The organism is Agromyces chromiiresistens, from assembly GCF_029167465.1.
Taxonomy (GTDB): Bacteria; Actinomycetota; Actinomycetes; order Actinomycetales; family Microbacteriaceae; genus Agromyces; species Agromyces chromiiresistens.
This window is the reverse complement of the sequence record NZ_JARFNL010000004.1, coordinates 277,987-294,038: the sequence shown is the minus strand read 5'-3', so window position 1 is coordinate 294,038 and position 16,052 is coordinate 277,987. Positions and strand designations below refer to the sequence as shown.

The window sequence follows — 16,052 nt, the reverse complement described above, 5'->3', positions numbered from 1 at the left end:
CGGCCCGCCCAACACTGAACGGATGCCTCGGCGAGCGCTGCTCGCCGAGGCATCCGTTCGTTCGGGCTCAGAGTTCGACGCGCCCCACGAGGTTGACCTTCACGCCGAGCCGGTCGAGCATCGCGGCCTTCGCGACGAGGGCCTTGTCGGCGGTGTCGGCGTCGGGCGCGTAGACGAGCTGGGCGTGGTTGGCCTTGTGCCTGGCCATGAACTGGTCGCGGCTCACCTCGTGCAGCACGACGTGCGCGATCGGCCACTCGGGGTTCGTGGCGTTCTTGCGACGGATCGTCTCCTCCTCGGGCAGCACGACGACGGTGGCACGCAGGAGGTCGGCCTGCAGCCGGCCGTCGGCGATGAACACGCGCGAGAGGACCACCTCGCCGGGCTTCGAGACGCCGTTGACCGTCGATCCGCCCGCCGGGAAGAACACCGGGTCCTGCCGCCACCCCTCGGCGTTCTGCCAGCCGCCGAGGTGCGAGCCGGGCACGGAGCCCGAGATCTCGTACACCCACACGAACTCGCCCGCGAACTCCTCGCCCCAGCGCACGTCGTGCAGCGTGTTGTCGGGGACCATGCCCATCGCCCGCCAGATGCGGTCGGTGATGAGCGCGTCGACCGCGACGCCCTCGTCGGCCTCGTTGAAGTGCGGGAACGCGCGCCCCTCGTGCAGCACGCGCTCGCCGTCGCGCGACGTGACGGGCGGGCGCTCGGTCGAGTTGAGCAGGCCCTCGGCGAGGTCCGACGCCGGCACGAGGTCCTTCAGGCCCTGCTGGTACTGGATGCCGACGGCGTCGAGCCCGAAGTCGTCGGCGATCCGCAGCGCGGCGATGTACATCTTGTACTGCCAGCGCAGCTGCGCCTCGGTGAGCTCGGTCGCCTCGTCGCTGCCGAGCTTGAACGTCATGCCCCGCTCGACGAGCCAGGCCCCGACCGCGTCGGCCTCGTCGTCGCCGACCGTCAGCATCTCGGCGTAGAGCGCGGACTGCGAGAGCCGCTCCTTGTAGATGCCGAGCCGGTTCAGCAGCTCGTCGTCGAAGATCGCGTTGTACATGCCCATGCAGCCCTCGTCGAAGACGCCGATGATCGCCTTGTCGGCGAGCAGCTCGTCGGCGAGCGCACGCCCGAGCTCGACCTCGGCGGTGTCGGGCAGCTCTGGCAGGGGCCGCACGTGCGACGCGTCGTGCGTGATCGAGCCGGTCTCGACCCACTCGCGCAGCCCCTGCCGGAACCAGTCGTCGGTGAAGTCGACCGACCAGATCGTCGAGTACTCCCTGCCCATCTTGGTCAGACCGGCGTTCAGGCCGAGCAGGCCCACCAGGCCGGGCCAGTCGCCCGCGAAGTTCGCGACCGTGAGAATCGGCCCCCGGTGCGTGCGAAGGCCCGCGAGCACATGGTGCGAGTACTGCCACACCGCCTCGGCGACGATCAGCGGCGCGTCGACCGGAATGGACTTGAACACCTCGAGCCCCATGCGCTGGCTCGAGATGAACCCGTGCCCGGTCGCGGGATCGACCTCGTTCGCGCGCACCACTCGCCAACCGAGCTCGCCGAGGGCCGCCGTGACATCGGCCTCCATGGCGGCCTGCGTCGCCCAGCCCGCCGTGTTGGCCGACTCGCGCAGGTCGCCCGATGCGATCAGGTAGGCGGTGTTCGGCTCGGCCGCGGGGCGGGCCGCCGGCCGCGGGAGCGCGTACCGGGTCTGAGCGGTGTCGGTCATGGATGCCTCCTGGTGGGTGCTGCACGTCGGTGCTGGTGGTGGTTCGTGGTCATGCGCGGCCGCGCTGCTCGGCGGCGAGCTCGTGCACGACCTCTGCGCTCGCCGCATAGAGCCGCAGGTAGCGGTCGAAGAGCGCGTCGTAGGCGGCCCGCGCGGCGGGGTCGGGGCGGATCGTGCGGGTCGTCGGGTTCCAGTCGGCGATGACCGGGGGCGTCGCGCCGTCGCGCGAGGCGACCGCACCCGCGGCGAGGAAGGCCGCCCCGAAGCTCGCCCCGATCGTGATCTCGGGCACCTCCTGCACGAGCCCCGTGGCATCCGACACGATCTGCAGCCAGAGCTCGCCCTGCGTGCCGCCGCCGACTGCGACGATGCGGCGCAGGTCGGCGCCCGCGGCGCGCATCGTCTCGACGTTGTGCCGCACGCCGAGGGCGGTCGCCTCGAGTGCCGAGCGGTAGAGGTCGCCGCGACCGTGCTCGAGGGTGAGTCCGGCGATGACGCCGCGGGCGTCGGGGTCCTGGATGGGCGTGCGCTCCCCCGCGAAGTAGGGCAGGGTGACGAGGCCGCGTGCGCCGGGCCCCGACGCTGCCGCCTCGGCGAGCAGCTCGGGGTAGTCGGAGCCGGTGAGCTTCGCGAGCCACGCGGTCAGGGCGCCCGAGGTCGAGAGGCCGCCGGCGAGGTTGCGCGTTCCGGGGAAGGCGCCGGCCGTGGTCCACATCGAGGGGGTGCGCAGGGTCTCGTCGCCGGTGGCGATGAGGAACATCGTCGTGCCGTACATGAGCATCAGGTCGCCGACCCCATGGGCGCCGACGCTCACCGCCTCGGTCCAGGCGTCGATCGTGCCGACGATGACGGGCGTGCCCTCGGCGATCCCGGTCTCGGCGGCGGCCGACGCGGTCACGAGGCCCGCGAGGTCGCCGGCCCACGCGAGCGGGGGCGCCTCGACGGTCGCCGCGTAGCGGTGCCACCACGGCTCGTGCCATGCCTCCGCCTCGACGTCGTAGAGGGGCGAGGTCTGGCTCGCCGACTGGTGGTCGAGCACGTAGGCGCCGGTCAGCCGCCGGGCGAGCCACGAGGCCGGCATGTAGAGGCGGCGGGCGCGCGCCCATGCTCGGGGCTCCTCGTCGGCGACCCAGGCGATCTTCGCGCCGGCGGCCTGGGAGGTGAGCTGCGAGCCGCCCACGCGCGCGATCTCGTCGGTGCCGAGCTCACGGTTCATCCGGTCGATCTGCGCGCCGGCCCTCGTGTCGACGCCGTAGAGGATCGCGGGCCGCACGGGCTCGTCGTCGTCGTCGCAGAGCAGCACGCACGGGCCCATGCCGCTCACGCCGACCCCGACGATCTCGGCCCCGGGCGCACCGCCCCGGAGTTCGCGGGCGAGCTCGACGAACTCGCGCCACCAGATGCGTCCGTCCATCTCGACCCACCCGGTGCGCGGGCGGTCGACCTCGTGCTGCCGGGTCGCCGTGGCGAGCAGGGTGCCGTCGCCCGCGACCAGCACGCCCTTGCTGCTGGACGTGCCGATGTCGACCCCCAGGGTGCATCGCACCGACATGGCGCTCCTCCTCGATCACCGTCGTTCGCGTCGTCGCGGACGCTGCGTCCGCGCTCCGGCACTCTGCGGTCACTCTATGCGAAATCGATTTCATGATCAACCGCACGGGATGCCTCGACCCGGCGCCGATGCCCGTGTGCGGGCCGCGCTCAGCCGGCTGCGCGCGCCGGCTGCAGCTCGCCGCGCAGCACGACGGTGCGGGCCGGCTGGTCGTCGCCGGCGATGCGCTCGAGCAGCATCTTGGCCGCCGTCACGCCCATGTGGCGGGCCGGCAGCCGCACGAGGGTGACCGCGCTCGGCGACAGCGTCGTGAACGGCAGCGAGCCGACGACCGCGACCCCGAGCTTCGGCGGCGTGAGCCCGTGCTCGGTGAGCACCTGGATCGCGCCGACGCCGAGCAGGTTGTTGCCCGCGACGACGGCGTCGGGCGGCTCGGGCAGGGCCAGCAGCTCCTCCATCACCTCGCGCCCGCCGTCGACGCGGAAGGTCGAGTAGCGCAGCAGTTCGTCGGGATCGACGTCGGGGAACTGGCGGGCGACCACCGCGCGCCATCCCTGTGCTCGTTCATAGGCCGTCTCGATGAGCTGCGGGCCCGTGATGCAGGCGATTCGCCGGTAGCCGGCTCGCACGAGGTGCTCGGTCGCCGCCTGGCCGGCCGTGCGGTTCGCCATCACCACGCCGTCGATGTCGTACCCGGTGCCCCGGTCGACCGCGACGACGGGGCGGCCCGCCGCCTGGATGTCGTCGAGGTTCGTCGTGTCGGAGGCGGCGGCGAGGATGACCCCGGCCATGTGCTCGGAGATCGCGATCTGGAGGTAGGTCGCCTCCTTCTCGAGCTGCGAGTCGGTGTTGCAGAGCACGACCGAGTAGCCCGCCTTCTGGGCGACGTCCTCGACGCCGCGGGCGAGCTCGGTGAAGTACGGGTTCTCGATGTCGGGGATCACGAGCGCGATCACCTCGGACTCCTGCTTGCGCAGGGTGCGCGCCGTGCGATTGGGCGTGAACTTCAGCTGCCTGGCGGCGTCGCGGACGGCGGCGACCTTCTCGTCGGAGACGGCCACGCCGTTGAACACGCGTGAGACCGTCGCGGGTGACACCCCCGCGAGCTTCGCCACTTCGTAGATCGTCGCCATGCGCCCTGCCCTGCGCCGGCCCGCGTTGACATGCCGGTGAGGCCACTTTACAGTGTTGAAATCGATTCCAAACGCGAGCGCCGCAGCGCCGCGCCGACACACGAGGAAGTGGTCGCAACGTGAACGCCCCGCACCCGCCGAGTCCGGACCTCTCGTCGATCGCCGCGATCCGGCCGCTGCAGACGCGGTCGATCTCGCCCGAGAACTTCGACGGGTCGAAGGGCGGCGGCGCCCGCGCGACCGAGGGCACCGGGGCCTCGTGCGCACGCGACCTCGGGCCGGGGTGGAAGATCTCGCCGAGCGTCGACATCACGGCCGGCGAGACCTTCGACCTCGCCGCGATCGACGGACCCGGCCGCATCACCCACGTCTGGATCACGACGCATACCGACAACTGGCGCACGCTGATCCTGCGCGCCTACTGGGACGGCGCCGACGAGCCCGCCGTCGAGGTGCCCTACGGCGACTTCTTCTGCAACGGCTGGGGCGTGTTCGCGCAGGTGAACTCGCAGGTCATCGCGGCGAACCCGCACGGCGGCTTCAACTCGTACTGGCCGATGCCGTTCAAGCGGGGCGCCCGGCTCACGATCGAGAACACCTCGGTCGTCGACGTGCGCGTCTACTACCAGGTCACCTACGAGATCGGCGGCGACTACGCGAGCGACGGCTACTTCCACGCCCAGTGGCGCCGCTCGAACCCGCTCGAGGAGCTCGTGCCGCACACCATCCTCGAGGGCATCGAGGGGCAGGGCCAGTACGTCGGCACCTACCTCGCCTGGGGCGTGAACTCGAACGGCTGGTGGGGCGAGGGCGAGATCAAGTTCTACCTCGACGACGACACCGACCACCCGACGATCTGCGGCACCGGCACCGAGGACTACTTCGGCGGTGCGTGGAACTTCGACATCCCGGGGCGGGGCTACACGGCCTACTCGACCCCGTACCTCGGCATGCCCCAGGTGATCCGGCCCGACGGGCTCTACGTCTCGCAGCAGCGCTTCGGCATGTACCGGTGGCATCTGCTCGACCCGATCCACTTCACGACCGGCCTGCCGAAGGTCGACATCCAGGCCCTCGGCTGGCGCAGCGGATGGCGCTACCTTCCCCTGCGCGACGACATCGCCTCGACCGCGATGTTCTACCTCGACCGGCCCACCGCCCGCCGACCGAAGACGCCGACGGCCGACGACCTGGAGGTGCACTTGGGCTCGGCCCCTGTGCCCGACCTCGGCGCGACGCCGCCGCGCACCTGACCGCCGGCATGAGGGGCGACGCGCTCGGCGCGTCGCCCCCGTGTTCAGGCGGGCAGCTCGACCCACTGCACGAGCTGCCAGACGAGGCCGTTCGGGTCGGCGAACTGGCAGTAGCGCTCGCCCCATGGCTCCGTCTCGGGTGCCGTCACGACGCGGGCGCCGGCCCCCGCGATGCGCTCGAACTCGGCGTCGAGGTCGTCGACCACGAAGACGAGCAGCAGCCCCTGCCCCGCCGAGCCGGCGATCTCGCTCGGCTTGAAGGTGGCGAGGCCCGTGGCGAGGAAGATCAGGTTCGTGTTCGAGTCGGCGTGGCGGAGCGACACGAACCCGTCGGCCGCCATGGCCTCCTCGTAGCCGAAGCAGGTCTTGGCGAAGTTCGCCGAGGCGTCGACGTCGGCGACGTTCAGCGAGACGGCGGTCTGGGTGATGTTCATCGGTTCTCCCGTTCCGTAAACCCTGTACAACGTACAGTACCGTCTACAACGTACAATGTTGCGACGGTATTCCGAGGGAGGTCCCGCGATGCCCAGGCCCCTGATCGACCTGCTCTGGCGCGACCGCCCCGGCGCGACCGCCGGCGGCAGCCGCGGCCCCAGGGCCCGCTACTCCACGGGCGACGTCGTGTCCCGCGCGATCGCCCTCGCCGACGAAGGCGGCCTCGCCGCGGTCACCGTACGGGCTCTCGCCCAGTCGCTCGAGCTGACGGCGATGTCGGTGTACACCCACGTCAACAGCCGCGACGACCTGCTCGTGCTGATGGCCGACCACGCGCACGGGCAGATGACGACGACACCGTTCGGTCGATCGACGTGGCGCACCCGGGTGCGCCGCCTCGCCGAGGACAACCTCGCGCTGCTGCGCGACCACCCCTGGCTGCTCGGCATCGACGATCCGCGGACCGCCCTCGGCCCCGGCACCATCGCGAAGTACGACCACGAGCTGCACGCCTTCGACGGCACGTCGATCAGCGACATCCGACGTGATGCGGCGCTGACGTTCGTGCTCGACTTCGTGCGGTCCACGGCCGCCAGGACGGTGATGACACCTGCGACCGGAGACTTCGGCGAGCTCTGGGAGCAGTCGGTCGATCGCCTGGCCGGCTACCTGGGCGACGACTTCGCACTCGCGCAGCGGGTCGGTCGCGCGGCCGGTGAGGCGATGGGCGGCCCGCACGACGCCGAGCGCGCGTGGCAGTTCGGGCTGACCCGCGTGATCGCCGGCCTGGGCGACCTCGACTCGCGCTAGGCGGTCCGCGGGTGGAGCCGGCAGTTCGTGTGCAGGTAGCGCGCCGCGCCGCGCTCGACGTCGAAGATCGCCACGGTCTGCGAGTCCTCCAGCGGGCCGACCGGCGGCATCACGAAGTGCGTCTCGCTGATCGGCAGGAGCTCGTAGGTGATGCGATCGGGCAGGCCCGTGAACGCCGCCTGCATCGGGTTCAGGTCGACGGTGGCGAACAGCCTGCCGGCCTCGGCGGTCACTTCGAACGCCGTGCCCGGGCGCTCGTAGACGCCGACGTACCTCGACGTGTCGAGGACGAGCCCGGGGGCCGGCGCGGGCAGCGGCGGGATCCGACCGAGTCCGAGTTCGTCGAGGATCGCGTCGAACACGTCCCGGTAGAGCGAGTCGCGCTGGCCGCCGTTCGTCAGCAGGACGAGTGCGAGGTCCTCGGCGGGCAGCATGCGCAAGCGGGCGTTCTGCCCGATCGTGCTGCCGTCGTGCGCGTACACGGTGCGGCCGCCCCAGTCGCACACCACGAGGCCGAGCCCCCACTCCGGGCCGAACATGTACGGGTCGGGGACCGGAACGCGCGAGGTCGTCATCTCGCGGATCGCCGCCTCCGAGACGACGCGAGCGCCGTTCGGAGCGATGCCGCCGTGCAGGATCACGTGGGCGAGCGCGAGCACCTCGCCGGCCGTCGAGCTCACGTTGCCGCCGGGGCCGTACGCGCGCGGCAGCCGATCGATCGGCGTCGGGATCGGCCCCTCCTCCATCGACCGGATCAGGTGACCGGCTGCCGCGTGCGCCGGATCGACCTCGGCCGGCCGACTCGTGGTGGCGGCCAGTCCCATCGGGTCGAAGAGGCGGTCGCGCATGATCGCGTCCCAGCGCTTGCCGTCGGCGACCTCCATGATCCGGGCGAGGATCGCGTAGCCGAGCGCCGCGCTGTACCCGTGGACGGTTCCCACCGGACTGACCTGCGGGGCGTCGGCGACCTGCTCGACCATCCGCTCGTAGACGTCCTCCTCCTCGCCGGGATCGCCGAAGGCCTCTTCGATGCCGTTCGTGTGATCGAGCAGCTGGCGCGGAGTGACTCGTTCCGTCGCCTCAGGGTCGGCGACCCTGAACCCCGGGATGAGACTGCGCACGGGTTCGTCGAGGTGCACCGCGCCCTCGTCGACGAGTTGCATGAATGCCAGGGCGGTCCACGTCTTGGTCAGCGAGCCGCACTGGAAGACGGTGTCCGCCGTCACCGCGACGCCGGAGTCGATGTCCTGGACCCCGTGCACGAGTCCGGTGACCACGCCACCGTGGAGCAGGCCGACGGCGGCGCCGGGAACCCGGTGCTCGGTGAGGACCTCCGCGATCCGCTCCGCCGCACGTCCGAACTCCATCACAGCCCCGTGCTCACCGGGCGAGACCGACGGCATTCGCGGCGTCGGCTTCGAAGTACTCCGTCGTCGCGGCCCGTCCCGCATACGCCTCGAAGAACTCGCGCACCGCGTCGGCCGAGTCGTGCGCGATGACGTTCACCGCCCTGGTTCCGTCGGTGCTCGCGATCGCGAGCACCCACTTCGCCCCCTTGGGCAGCCGCCCGTGGGCCTTCTTCAGTGCGCCCCAGAACAGGTCGCCGTCGTCGACGGTCGAGATGGCCATGATGTGCATGTCGCGCCTTTCGTTTCCGAATGCCAGAACGCTACGTAGCCTTTCCATCTGCGTCAACGCCAGATCCCCGAAAACACGCCAATCGTTGCGTGGTACTGTCGTCGAACGCAACGTGCGTTGCGTTGCACTCCGTGAACGACGATGGGGACGCGGCATGACCGGTGGCAGGCTCACCCTGCACGAGCGACGATCGATCGCCGAAGGAATGGCCGACGGTCTCGGCTACGCCGAGATCGGCCGGCGCCTCGGCCGCCCGACGTCGACGATCAGCCGCGAGGTGGCTCGCAACGGCAACGGCCGGTACTCGGCCGGCGCGGCGCACGAGGCGGCAGGGCATCGTGTGCGCCGCCCCGCCGCTGCACCGGAGCCGCCGACCGAGACCCGCGCGTTCGTCGAGGAGTTCGCGGGCCTGCTGTCGGCCACCGGGATGCCGCGGATGGCCTCGCGCGTGTTCACCGCCCTCCTGCTCTCCGAGGCCGGAAGCCTCACCGCCGCCGAGCTCGTGCATGGACTGCAGGTCAGCCCGGCGGCGGTGTCGAAGGCCGTCGGCTACCTCGAGGGACTCGGCCTGCTCCGGCGCGAGGCCGATCGCCGCAGCCGTCGGGAGCGGTACGTCATCGACGACGACGTGTGGTTGCGGGCGCTGCGCACCGACTCGTCGGCGCACGCCGACGTGGCGACCGGTGCGGCGCGCGGCGCCGCCATCTTCGGGGCGGAGAGCCCCGCCGGCGTGCGACTCGGCCTCATGGGGCGGTTCTTCGGCGAGCTCACGGAGCAGATCGACGGAATCGACCTGGACGATCCGGAGGCGGGCGACGCGATGACCGTGCTCGCGGCGCTGGTCCACGCCGATCGGGCGCTCACGGTCGACGAGCTCTCGGGCGCGCTCGGCTGGACGCCGACACGTGCGGCCTCGGCGCTGACGGAGCTCGAGCGACGTCCCAACCTCGCCGATCCGCTCCTCGTCGGCGTCCAGGGCGAGCGGTACGCCGTCACCGCGCGGCCGGATCGGCTCTCGCAGGCCCAGCGCGCCGCACTGCGGCCGGCGAGCGGTGCCGCAGGCTAGGCCCGCACCACCTCGAGACCGAACGCGCCCTCGGCGATCTCGACGGCCACGTCGTCATCGGTCACGACGACCGTGCCGTACCCCGTCGAGGCGACCCACGGCCAACGACCGTTCGCCCCGACGTGCAGCGATCCCGTCGCCTCGTCGACGCGCACGCCCGATCGGGCCTGAAGCAGCGTCCAGCCGGCCATCGCCCTCGCGTAGTGGTCGCCGCACTCGATCTCGTTGTACGGGTTGCGTCGCGAGCCGTCGTGCCGGTTCCACAGTCCGTCGAGCACGGCCTGGCCCGCGTCGTCCAGGCCCTCGAAGAGGCAGTGCGCGGCGACCTGCGCCTCGATGCCCGTCCAGACCTCGTCGGCGTACCGCGTCGGGACCTCGGGTCGGCCGCCGTCGGGCCACGAGCACATGAGCAGCCCGACATCGTCGGCCGTGTCGGCGTAGACCCGGTAGGGGTGGGTGAAGTCGGCGAAGCCGTGCCGCAGGTTCGAGCCGACGACGTGTCGCAGCGCGCTGCGCACGTGCTCGGCGGGCAGGATGTGCCCGAGGCCGAGCTGGTGCGCCCACCACTGCCCGATGACCTGGTCGCTCAGGATGCCGGTCAGCCATTGGAAGTCGGTCGGGTCGCCCTCGTCGAGGCGCTGGATGTAGTGCGTGCCGTCGAAGATCGCCTCGTCGTAGCCGCGCGAGCCCGACTCGAAGCGCGCTCGCGCCTCGGCCGCCGCATCGTCGTCGCCGGCGAGCAGCGCGAGCTCCTCGTACGCGCGCAGCGCCGCGAGCCACAGCGTGCCCATGAAGGGATTGACCCCAGCCAGGTCGATGTCGTGCGTCGACGGCTGGATGCCGTGCAGCACGCCGTCGCCGTCGGCGTCCCACTTCTCGGCGATGTGGCGATAGAGCCGCTGGAGCGACGGCCAGCGCCGCTCGAGCCACTCGGCTCCCGCGCCCCGCTGCACGTCGCGGAGCGACTTGAGGATCGTCGCGAGCATGCCGTCGAGCGCCGGCTCCTCGGGCCCGCCGATCATCTCGTGGGTCATCTGCGGCAGGTACGTCGGTACCCGAAGGCGGTGCGGGATCGCGCCGTTCGGCGCCTGCATGACGTCGAACTCGGTGTCGCGCATGTCGCGCTCGAGCTCGGGCCAGAGCCCGGCGAGCGCCGCCTCGTACTGCCAGACGTGCGTGCAGTTGAGCGGGCACGACCCGCCGAACACCCCCGACCACATCCAGGTCGAGGCGCCGAGCGAACCCTCGTATCCGTAGAAGCGGCCGTCGGCGCCGATGAAGCAGGTCGGGCTCCGCACGTAGGCGGCCTGGGCGGCGAGGTAGTCGGCCTCGCGCGGCGCGAGGCTCGAGGTCGTGAGGGTCTCGGTCCAGCGCGAGGTGCGGGCGACGAGGTCGTCCCACCGCTCCTCGACCTCGGCCTGCACGTCGAGCGCATCGCGGTATCGCTGCCCGTAGCCGTTGCCGAGGTAGAACCGCGACGCGCCCGCCTCGGGGTGCGGCCGGCCGAACTGCTCGATGTCGACGAAGCGGTTCGGGAAATGCCAGGACATCGAGAACCGGATCGTGCGCGACTGCCCGGGCTCGAGCCAGTACGGCACCCCGACGACGCCGAGCCACGAGCGCCCCGGCGCACTCGCACCCGAGCCGCCGCGCGGCGCGTTCAACTGCGGGTCGCCGACGGTCGGCGCGACCTCGAGACGCGAGCGCCCGTCGTTGAGCGCGCGCGAGTCGAGGAAGGCGCGCAGGTGCTCGACGCCGGTGCACCGCGCGAGCACGGCCGCGGACGGGTCGTCGGCGGCGAGCACCAGCTGCCCGGCGAGCTGGTCGGACTCGTCGATCGACGGGTTGTCCATCACCACCCGCGACCAGCCCCGCCCGCGGAGCAGTCGGTTGACGTTGCCGCCGAGCCCCGGGGTGTGCTCGCCGATCGGGGTGATGCCGTCCCACCCGGCGGCGTTCAGCAGCGAGCCCGCGAGCGTGCCGTGCACCGGGAACTCGCCCGTGTTCGTGAGGGTGAACGAGAACAGCCCGCTCGGCATGCCGCTCGTCTCGACGTCGCCCGGCACCATGGGGTTCAGCGCCCGCATGGTGACGGCGACGGGATGCCTCGGATCGGAGAGCCCGACCTCGGCGATCGGATAGGTGCCGCTGAACCGGGCCGACGCGAAGGTGCCGAACCGGTCGGCCGCCGCCGACATCCACTCGGGCACGACCGCGTCCGTCGTCAGCGACGCCCCCGGGTCGTCGACGGGGTGCCCCTGCACCATCGAGACGACGTCGAGCGGCGGCTCGATCTGCGTGACGCGCAGCCAGAACCCGGTGCCGGGCAGGGCGCCCACGTGGTTCGGCATGCCGTGCAGCTGCCATTGGCGGAGCGAGCCGTCGGCGCCCACGGCGAATCCGCCCGTGCCGATGCCGCCGATCGGCATCGCGAGGGCGGGGACTGCGGAGTGCGGGAGCTCCTGCCGGAGGATGTCGGTCATGCCTCTCCTTGCGTGACGGTGATGGGGCTGCGGCGCAGCGGTACGAGCGGCGGCAGCGCGACGCCGACCGCGGCCGCCGTCGGCCAGGCGCAACCGACGGCGAGCACGACGAACACCGGCGCGGCGATCGCGAGCAGGACGGTCAGCCAGGTGAGTCCGAGCCAGACGACGGCGGCGGCGGCGACGACCGCGGACACGGGGCCGAGCGGCCGGCGCACGACGGCGATGAACGCCATCGCGACGATGCTGCGCAGGCGGACGTCGGCCCGCACGACGCCGACCGGGATCGCGACCGCCGCGACGAGCGCGGCGACGACGGCCAGCGCGGTGCCGGCGACGGCGAGCACCTGGAAGGCCACGGATCCGGAGGCCTCGGCGACGACGGCGACGAGCGCGCTCCACGCCGCCAGCATGCAGGGGGCGACCGCGAAGACCGCGACCACGAGCAGGCGCCGCCCGAAGCCGGGCCGCTCGCCGCCGAGTTCGAAGAGCTCGGCGCCGAGCCGGTCGACCGCCCAGAGCAGCCCGGGCGCCGCGAGTGCGGCGACGACGATCCAGGTGATCGGCGACGCGGGGCCGAGCACCCGACCCGCTGCGGCGTAGACGGCGACGACGGCGACGCCGAGCACGGCGAGCGCGGGCAGCGATCGCCACGCCGCAGCCGGCAGCCGGCGCAGCACGGGGTCGACGGCCGCGCCCGGCTCCACGGCGGTCATCCCTTCAACCCGGTCGACGCGACGGACTCGACGATCTGCCGCTGGAACGCGAGGAACACGATGAGCAGCGGCAGCACGACCATCGTGATCGCCGCGAAGACGACGACGGCCGGTGCCGCCCCGAAGCCGTTCTGCAGCGTGACGAGCCCGAGCGGCAGGGTCATGTTCTCGGGGCTCGAGAGGAAGATGAGCGGTCCGAAGTACCCGTTCCACGACGCCTCGAACCCGAGGATGGCGAGCGCGGCGATCGCCGGCGCCGACAGCGGCACGAGCATGCGGAAGAGGATCCACAGGTGCCCGGCCCCGTCGATGCGGGCGGCCTCGTCGAGCTCGCGCGGGATCGTCTTGAAGTACTGCGAGAGGAAGAAGATCTGGAACACGTTGATGAGGGCGGGTAGCCACAGCGAGGCCAGCGTGTCGACCAGCCCGACCTGCCGCATCATGATGAAGATCGGGATGATCACGAGCTGCGCCGGCACCATGAGCGCCGACAGCATGACGACGAGCAGCAGGCGGCTGCCCCGGAAGTCGATGCGGGCGAACGCGTAGGCGGCGAGGATCGAGAAGATCAGCGCTCCCGCCGTCGAGACGGCCGCGAGCAGCAGCGAGTTGCCGAACTGCTGGAAGAACGGCATGTAGTCGAGCACGTCGGCGAAGTTCTCGAACGTGAACGGGATCGGCAGCCAGCTCGGCGGGCTCGCGAAGGCGAACTCGGGCACCGTGAGGCTCTGCACGATCAGCCACACGAGCGGGGCGATCATGACGATGCCGAACACGACGAGCACGATGTCGACGGCGACGCCGCCCGGGGTGCGTCGCCGCGACTTGCGGCGGCCGGCCTTCTCGAGGGTGGCGAGCAGGTCGTCGCTCGGCATCGGCCGGGCCTGCGGAATGGTCGTCATGATTCGTGCACCCACCTTCTCCGGCCGATGAACTGCAGGAGCGTCACACCCATGATGATCACGAAGACGAGGAGCGCGACGGCGGCCGCGTAGCCCATGTCGAACGCCTGGAAGCCCTTCTCGTACAGGTACATGATGATCGTCGTGGTCGACCCCTGCGGCCCGCCCTTGGTGATGATCTGGATCGGGTCGAAGATCTGGAACGCCCCGATGAACGTGATGATCGTCGCGAAGAACAGGGTCGGCGACATGAGCGGAAGCGTGACGTTCCAGAAGATCTGCCGGCCCGTCGCACCGTCGGTGCGCGCCGCCTCGACGAGTTCGGACGGCACCGTCTGCAGGCCGGCCAGCATGATGATGAAGGTGAACCCGACCGTGTGCCAGAGGTCGATGACGATGATCGACGGCAGGGCCCACGCGGGGTCGGCGAGGAAGTTCGGCAGCTCGATGCCGAGCATCGCGGCGTACTGTCCGACGTATCCGAACGTCGGGTCGAGCACGTACTTCCACAGCAGCGAGACCGCCGCCCACGAGATCAGGAACGGGAAGAAGATCGCGACGCGGGCGAAGTAGCCGATGGACCTGCTGATGAGGTTGTTCACGGCGAGCGCCAGCAGTAGGCCCAGCACGAGGTGCGTCACGATCGACGCGAACGCGAAGACGAAGGTGTTCCACAGCACCTGCGGAAGCTCGGGGTCGGTGAACAGCTGCTCGAAGTTCGCGAGGCCCACGAACTCGGGCGGCGTCAGCAGGTCCCACTTGAGGAACGCGAGCGCGATCGCGAAGACGAACGGCCCCGCGACGAAGACGAGGAAGAGGAGGACGGCGGGGCTGACGAACAGCCAGCCCGCCGCCTCGGCGCGGCGCCGCTGGAGCAGTGCTCCGGGGCGCCGCGCCGTGATCGTGTCGCTACTCACTGACCAGCGACTCCAGCTTGTCCTGCGCGGCGTCGAGCGTCGGCTGCGCCTCGCCCTGGCCCGCGACGATCGTGCCCCAGGCCTCCTCGATGACCTTCTGCGCCTCGGCGCCCTGGTCGATCGACGGGATGGGCGTCGCCCAGCCCATCGCCTCGCTCAGCCGCACGGTGCCCTCGGGGGCGTTGCCGGTGAACGCCTCGGAGTTCGCGACCGACTCGCGCGCCGGCACGATCGTGCCGCCGATCGTCGCGAAGTACTCGCCGGCCTCCTTCGACATGAGGAACTTGATGAAGGTCCAGGCGGCCTGCTTGTTCTCGCTGTTCTTCGTGATGTTCCAGGCATCCCAGCCGACCGGCGAGCCGTTCTGGGTGTTGGTGGGCCAGTTCACGACGACCGTCTGGTCGACCATGTCCATGTCGCGGACGCCGAGCACCGGCCACCGCCCGCCGTTGAGGGTGGCGAGCTTGCCCTGCTTGAACGCCGTGTTGCCGTCGAACTGCCCCCCGGGCTTGGGCGCGAGGCCCATCTCGACGAGGCTGCGGGCGAACTCGGCCGATTCGACGGCCTCAGGGGTGTTGTAGGTCGGCTCGCTCCAGTCCTGGTTGAAGGTGCTCGCGCTGTTGGTCGTGAGCCACGGCATGACGTCGACGAAGTAGCCCGAGCCGGCACCGGTGAGGTACGCGCCCGTCTTCTCCTTGATCTGCTTGCCGGCCGCGACGAACTCGTCCCAGGTCCAGTTGCCGTCTTCGGGGATCGGCACCCCGGCCTTCTCGAACACCGACTTGTTGAGGTACATCGCCATGGTGTTGAAGCCGCCGGGGATGAAGACGGTCTCGCCGTCGGGTCCGGAGGCGTACTCCTCGTTGAACTTGACGAGGTTCGGGCTGAGGTCGGCCCAGTAGTCGTCGACGACCTCCTGGTCCTGCTCGATGTACGGCGCGAGGTCGGTGAGGATGCCCTTCGAGGCGAACAGCCGCTGCCCCTCGGTCGCCACCTGGATGATGTCGATCTTCTGCCCGCCGGCGAGCCGCGTCGCGACCGTCGTGGAGAACGTCGCCCAGTTGCCGCTCGGAATGCCGACGGCCTTGAGCTTGATGTCGGGGTACTCCTTGTTGAACTCGGCGAACAGGGCGTTGAAGGCCTTCTGCTGGTCGGCGTCGCCCATGTAGACGAAGCTCAGGTCGCCGCTGTCGGGGCTGCCCTCCGCGCCGCCGCCGCCTCCGCCGCCTCCGGCGGTGCAGCCCGTCATGAGCAGTGCCGCGGCCGCGATGACCGCGGCGGCCTTGGCGAGACCCTTCATTCTCTTGTGCATTCGTCCCTCCTCAGGAACTCGACTCGTCGATGAGTCGATGCTGTGGCCGGGTCAGGAACCCCGGTTCGGTCGGGCTTCGGCCGTGGGCGCCGGCAGGTTCTCGGTTCGCCGTTGACCT

The 16,052-nt window shown here is 71.1% G+C and carries 14 protein-coding genes; 3 read left to right on the top strand and 11 right to left on the bottom strand.

Annotation, left to right across the window (positions count from 1 at the left end; all coding sequences use genetic code 11):
- Positions 1 to 67: 67 nt before the first annotated feature.
- The 3 genes from PX701_RS08815 to PX701_RS08805 all read right to left on the bottom strand — a co-directional run bounded on the left by PX701_RS08815 (position 68) and on the right by PX701_RS08805 (position 4,402).
- Positions 68 to 1,717, bottom strand: a complete 1,650-nt coding sequence (locus tag PX701_RS08815) for a fucose isomerase (RefSeq protein WP_231428959.1) — start codon at positions 1,715 to 1,717, stop codon at positions 68 to 70.
- Between the two features lie 49 nt (positions 1,718 to 1,766).
- Positions 1,767 to 3,269 (bottom strand): FGGY-family carbohydrate kinase, encoded by a 1,503-nt coding sequence (locus tag PX701_RS08810; RefSeq protein WP_275506070.1) that lies wholly within the window; start codon positions 3,267 to 3,269, stop codon positions 1,767 to 1,769.
- 149 nt (positions 3,270 to 3,418) lie between these two features.
- Positions 3,419 to 4,402 carry a LacI family DNA-binding transcriptional regulator gene (locus PX701_RS08805; RefSeq protein WP_231428961.1) on the bottom strand — a complete coding sequence of 328 codons (984 nt, stop codon included), beginning with the start codon at positions 4,400 to 4,402 and terminating at the stop codon, positions 3,419 to 3,421.
- Positions 4,403 to 4,521: 119 nt separating this feature from the next.
- On the opposite strand from PX701_RS08805, the gene PX701_RS08800 reads away from it, so the two are divergent.
- The gene (locus PX701_RS08800; protein WP_231428962.1) at positions 4,522 to 5,655 is read left to right on the top strand and encodes a glycoside hydrolase family 172 protein; all 1,134 of its coding nucleotides are present in this window, start codon (positions 4,522 to 4,524) and stop codon (positions 5,653 to 5,655) included.
- Positions 5,656 to 5,699: 44 nt separating this feature from the next.
- Here PX701_RS08800 and PX701_RS08795 read toward each other — a convergent pair whose 3' ends face one another.
- Positions 5,700 to 6,089, bottom strand: a complete 390-nt coding sequence (locus PX701_RS08795) for a VOC family protein (RefSeq protein ID WP_231428963.1) — start codon at positions 6,087 to 6,089, stop codon at positions 5,700 to 5,702.
- A gap of 88 nt (positions 6,090 to 6,177) precedes the next feature.
- Here PX701_RS08795 and PX701_RS08790 point away from each other — a divergent pair, with 88 nt between their 5' ends.
- A complete protein-coding gene (locus PX701_RS08790) occupies positions 6,178 to 6,900 on the top strand; it encodes a TetR/AcrR family transcriptional regulator (protein WP_231428964.1) in 723 nt (240 codons plus the stop codon).
- Here the strand turns inward: PX701_RS08790 and PX701_RS08785 are convergent.
- Both PX701_RS08785 and PX701_RS08780 read right to left on the bottom strand, forming a co-directional pair.
- Positions 6,897 to 8,267, bottom strand: coding sequence for a serine hydrolase domain-containing protein (locus PX701_RS08785; protein WP_275506069.1), 1,371 nt, complete (start codon positions 8,265 to 8,267; stop codon positions 6,897 to 6,899). The two genes, PX701_RS08790 and PX701_RS08785, sit on opposite strands and share 4 nt — an antisense overlap.
- A 13-nt stretch (positions 8,268 to 8,280) precedes the next feature.
- Positions 8,281 to 8,538, bottom strand: coding sequence for a hypothetical protein (locus PX701_RS08780; RefSeq protein ID WP_231428966.1), 258 nt, complete (start codon positions 8,536 to 8,538; stop codon positions 8,281 to 8,283).
- 154 nt (positions 8,539 to 8,692) lie between these two features.
- On the opposite strand from PX701_RS08780, the gene PX701_RS08775 reads away from it, so the two are divergent.
- Positions 8,693 to 9,604, top strand: coding sequence for a GbsR/MarR family transcriptional regulator (locus PX701_RS08775; protein ID WP_275506068.1), 912 nt, complete (start codon positions 8,693 to 8,695; stop codon positions 9,602 to 9,604).
- On the opposite strand, the gene PX701_RS08770 is transcribed toward PX701_RS08775, so the two are convergent.
- Genes PX701_RS08770 through PX701_RS08750 form a run of 5 tightly spaced genes read right to left on the bottom strand, consistent with a single transcriptional unit; the run spans position 9,601 to position 15,934 of the window.
- Positions 9,601 to 12,087 (bottom strand): GH116 family glycosyl-hydrolase, encoded by a 2,487-nt coding sequence (locus PX701_RS08770; RefSeq protein ID WP_275506067.1) that lies wholly within the window; start codon positions 12,085 to 12,087, stop codon positions 9,601 to 9,603. The two genes, PX701_RS08775 and PX701_RS08770, sit on opposite strands and share 4 nt — an antisense overlap.
- Positions 12,084 to 12,803 (bottom strand): hypothetical protein, encoded by a 720-nt coding sequence (locus tag PX701_RS08765; protein ID WP_275506066.1) that lies wholly within the window; start codon positions 12,801 to 12,803, stop codon positions 12,084 to 12,086. Before PX701_RS08765 ends, PX701_RS08770 begins: the two co-directional genes overlap by 4 nt.
- Complete coding sequence (locus tag PX701_RS08760; protein WP_275506065.1) at positions 12,800 to 13,705, bottom strand: carbohydrate ABC transporter permease; 906 nt, start codon at positions 13,703 to 13,705, stop codon at positions 12,800 to 12,802. The genes PX701_RS08765 and PX701_RS08760 overlap by 4 nt, the downstream gene beginning before the upstream one ends.
- Positions 13,702 to 14,622 carry a carbohydrate ABC transporter permease gene (locus tag PX701_RS08755; protein ID WP_275506064.1) on the bottom strand — a complete coding sequence of 307 codons (921 nt, stop codon included), beginning with the start codon at positions 14,620 to 14,622 and terminating at the stop codon, positions 13,702 to 13,704. The genes PX701_RS08760 and PX701_RS08755 overlap by 4 nt, the downstream gene beginning before the upstream one ends.
- Positions 14,615 to 15,934: an ABC transporter substrate-binding protein gene (locus PX701_RS08750; protein WP_231428972.1), complete on the bottom strand. Its 1,320-nt coding sequence runs from the start codon at positions 15,932 to 15,934 to the stop codon at positions 14,615 to 14,617. The genes PX701_RS08755 and PX701_RS08750 overlap by 8 nt, the downstream gene beginning before the upstream one ends.
- Positions 15,935 to 16,052 lie beyond the last annotated feature (118 nt).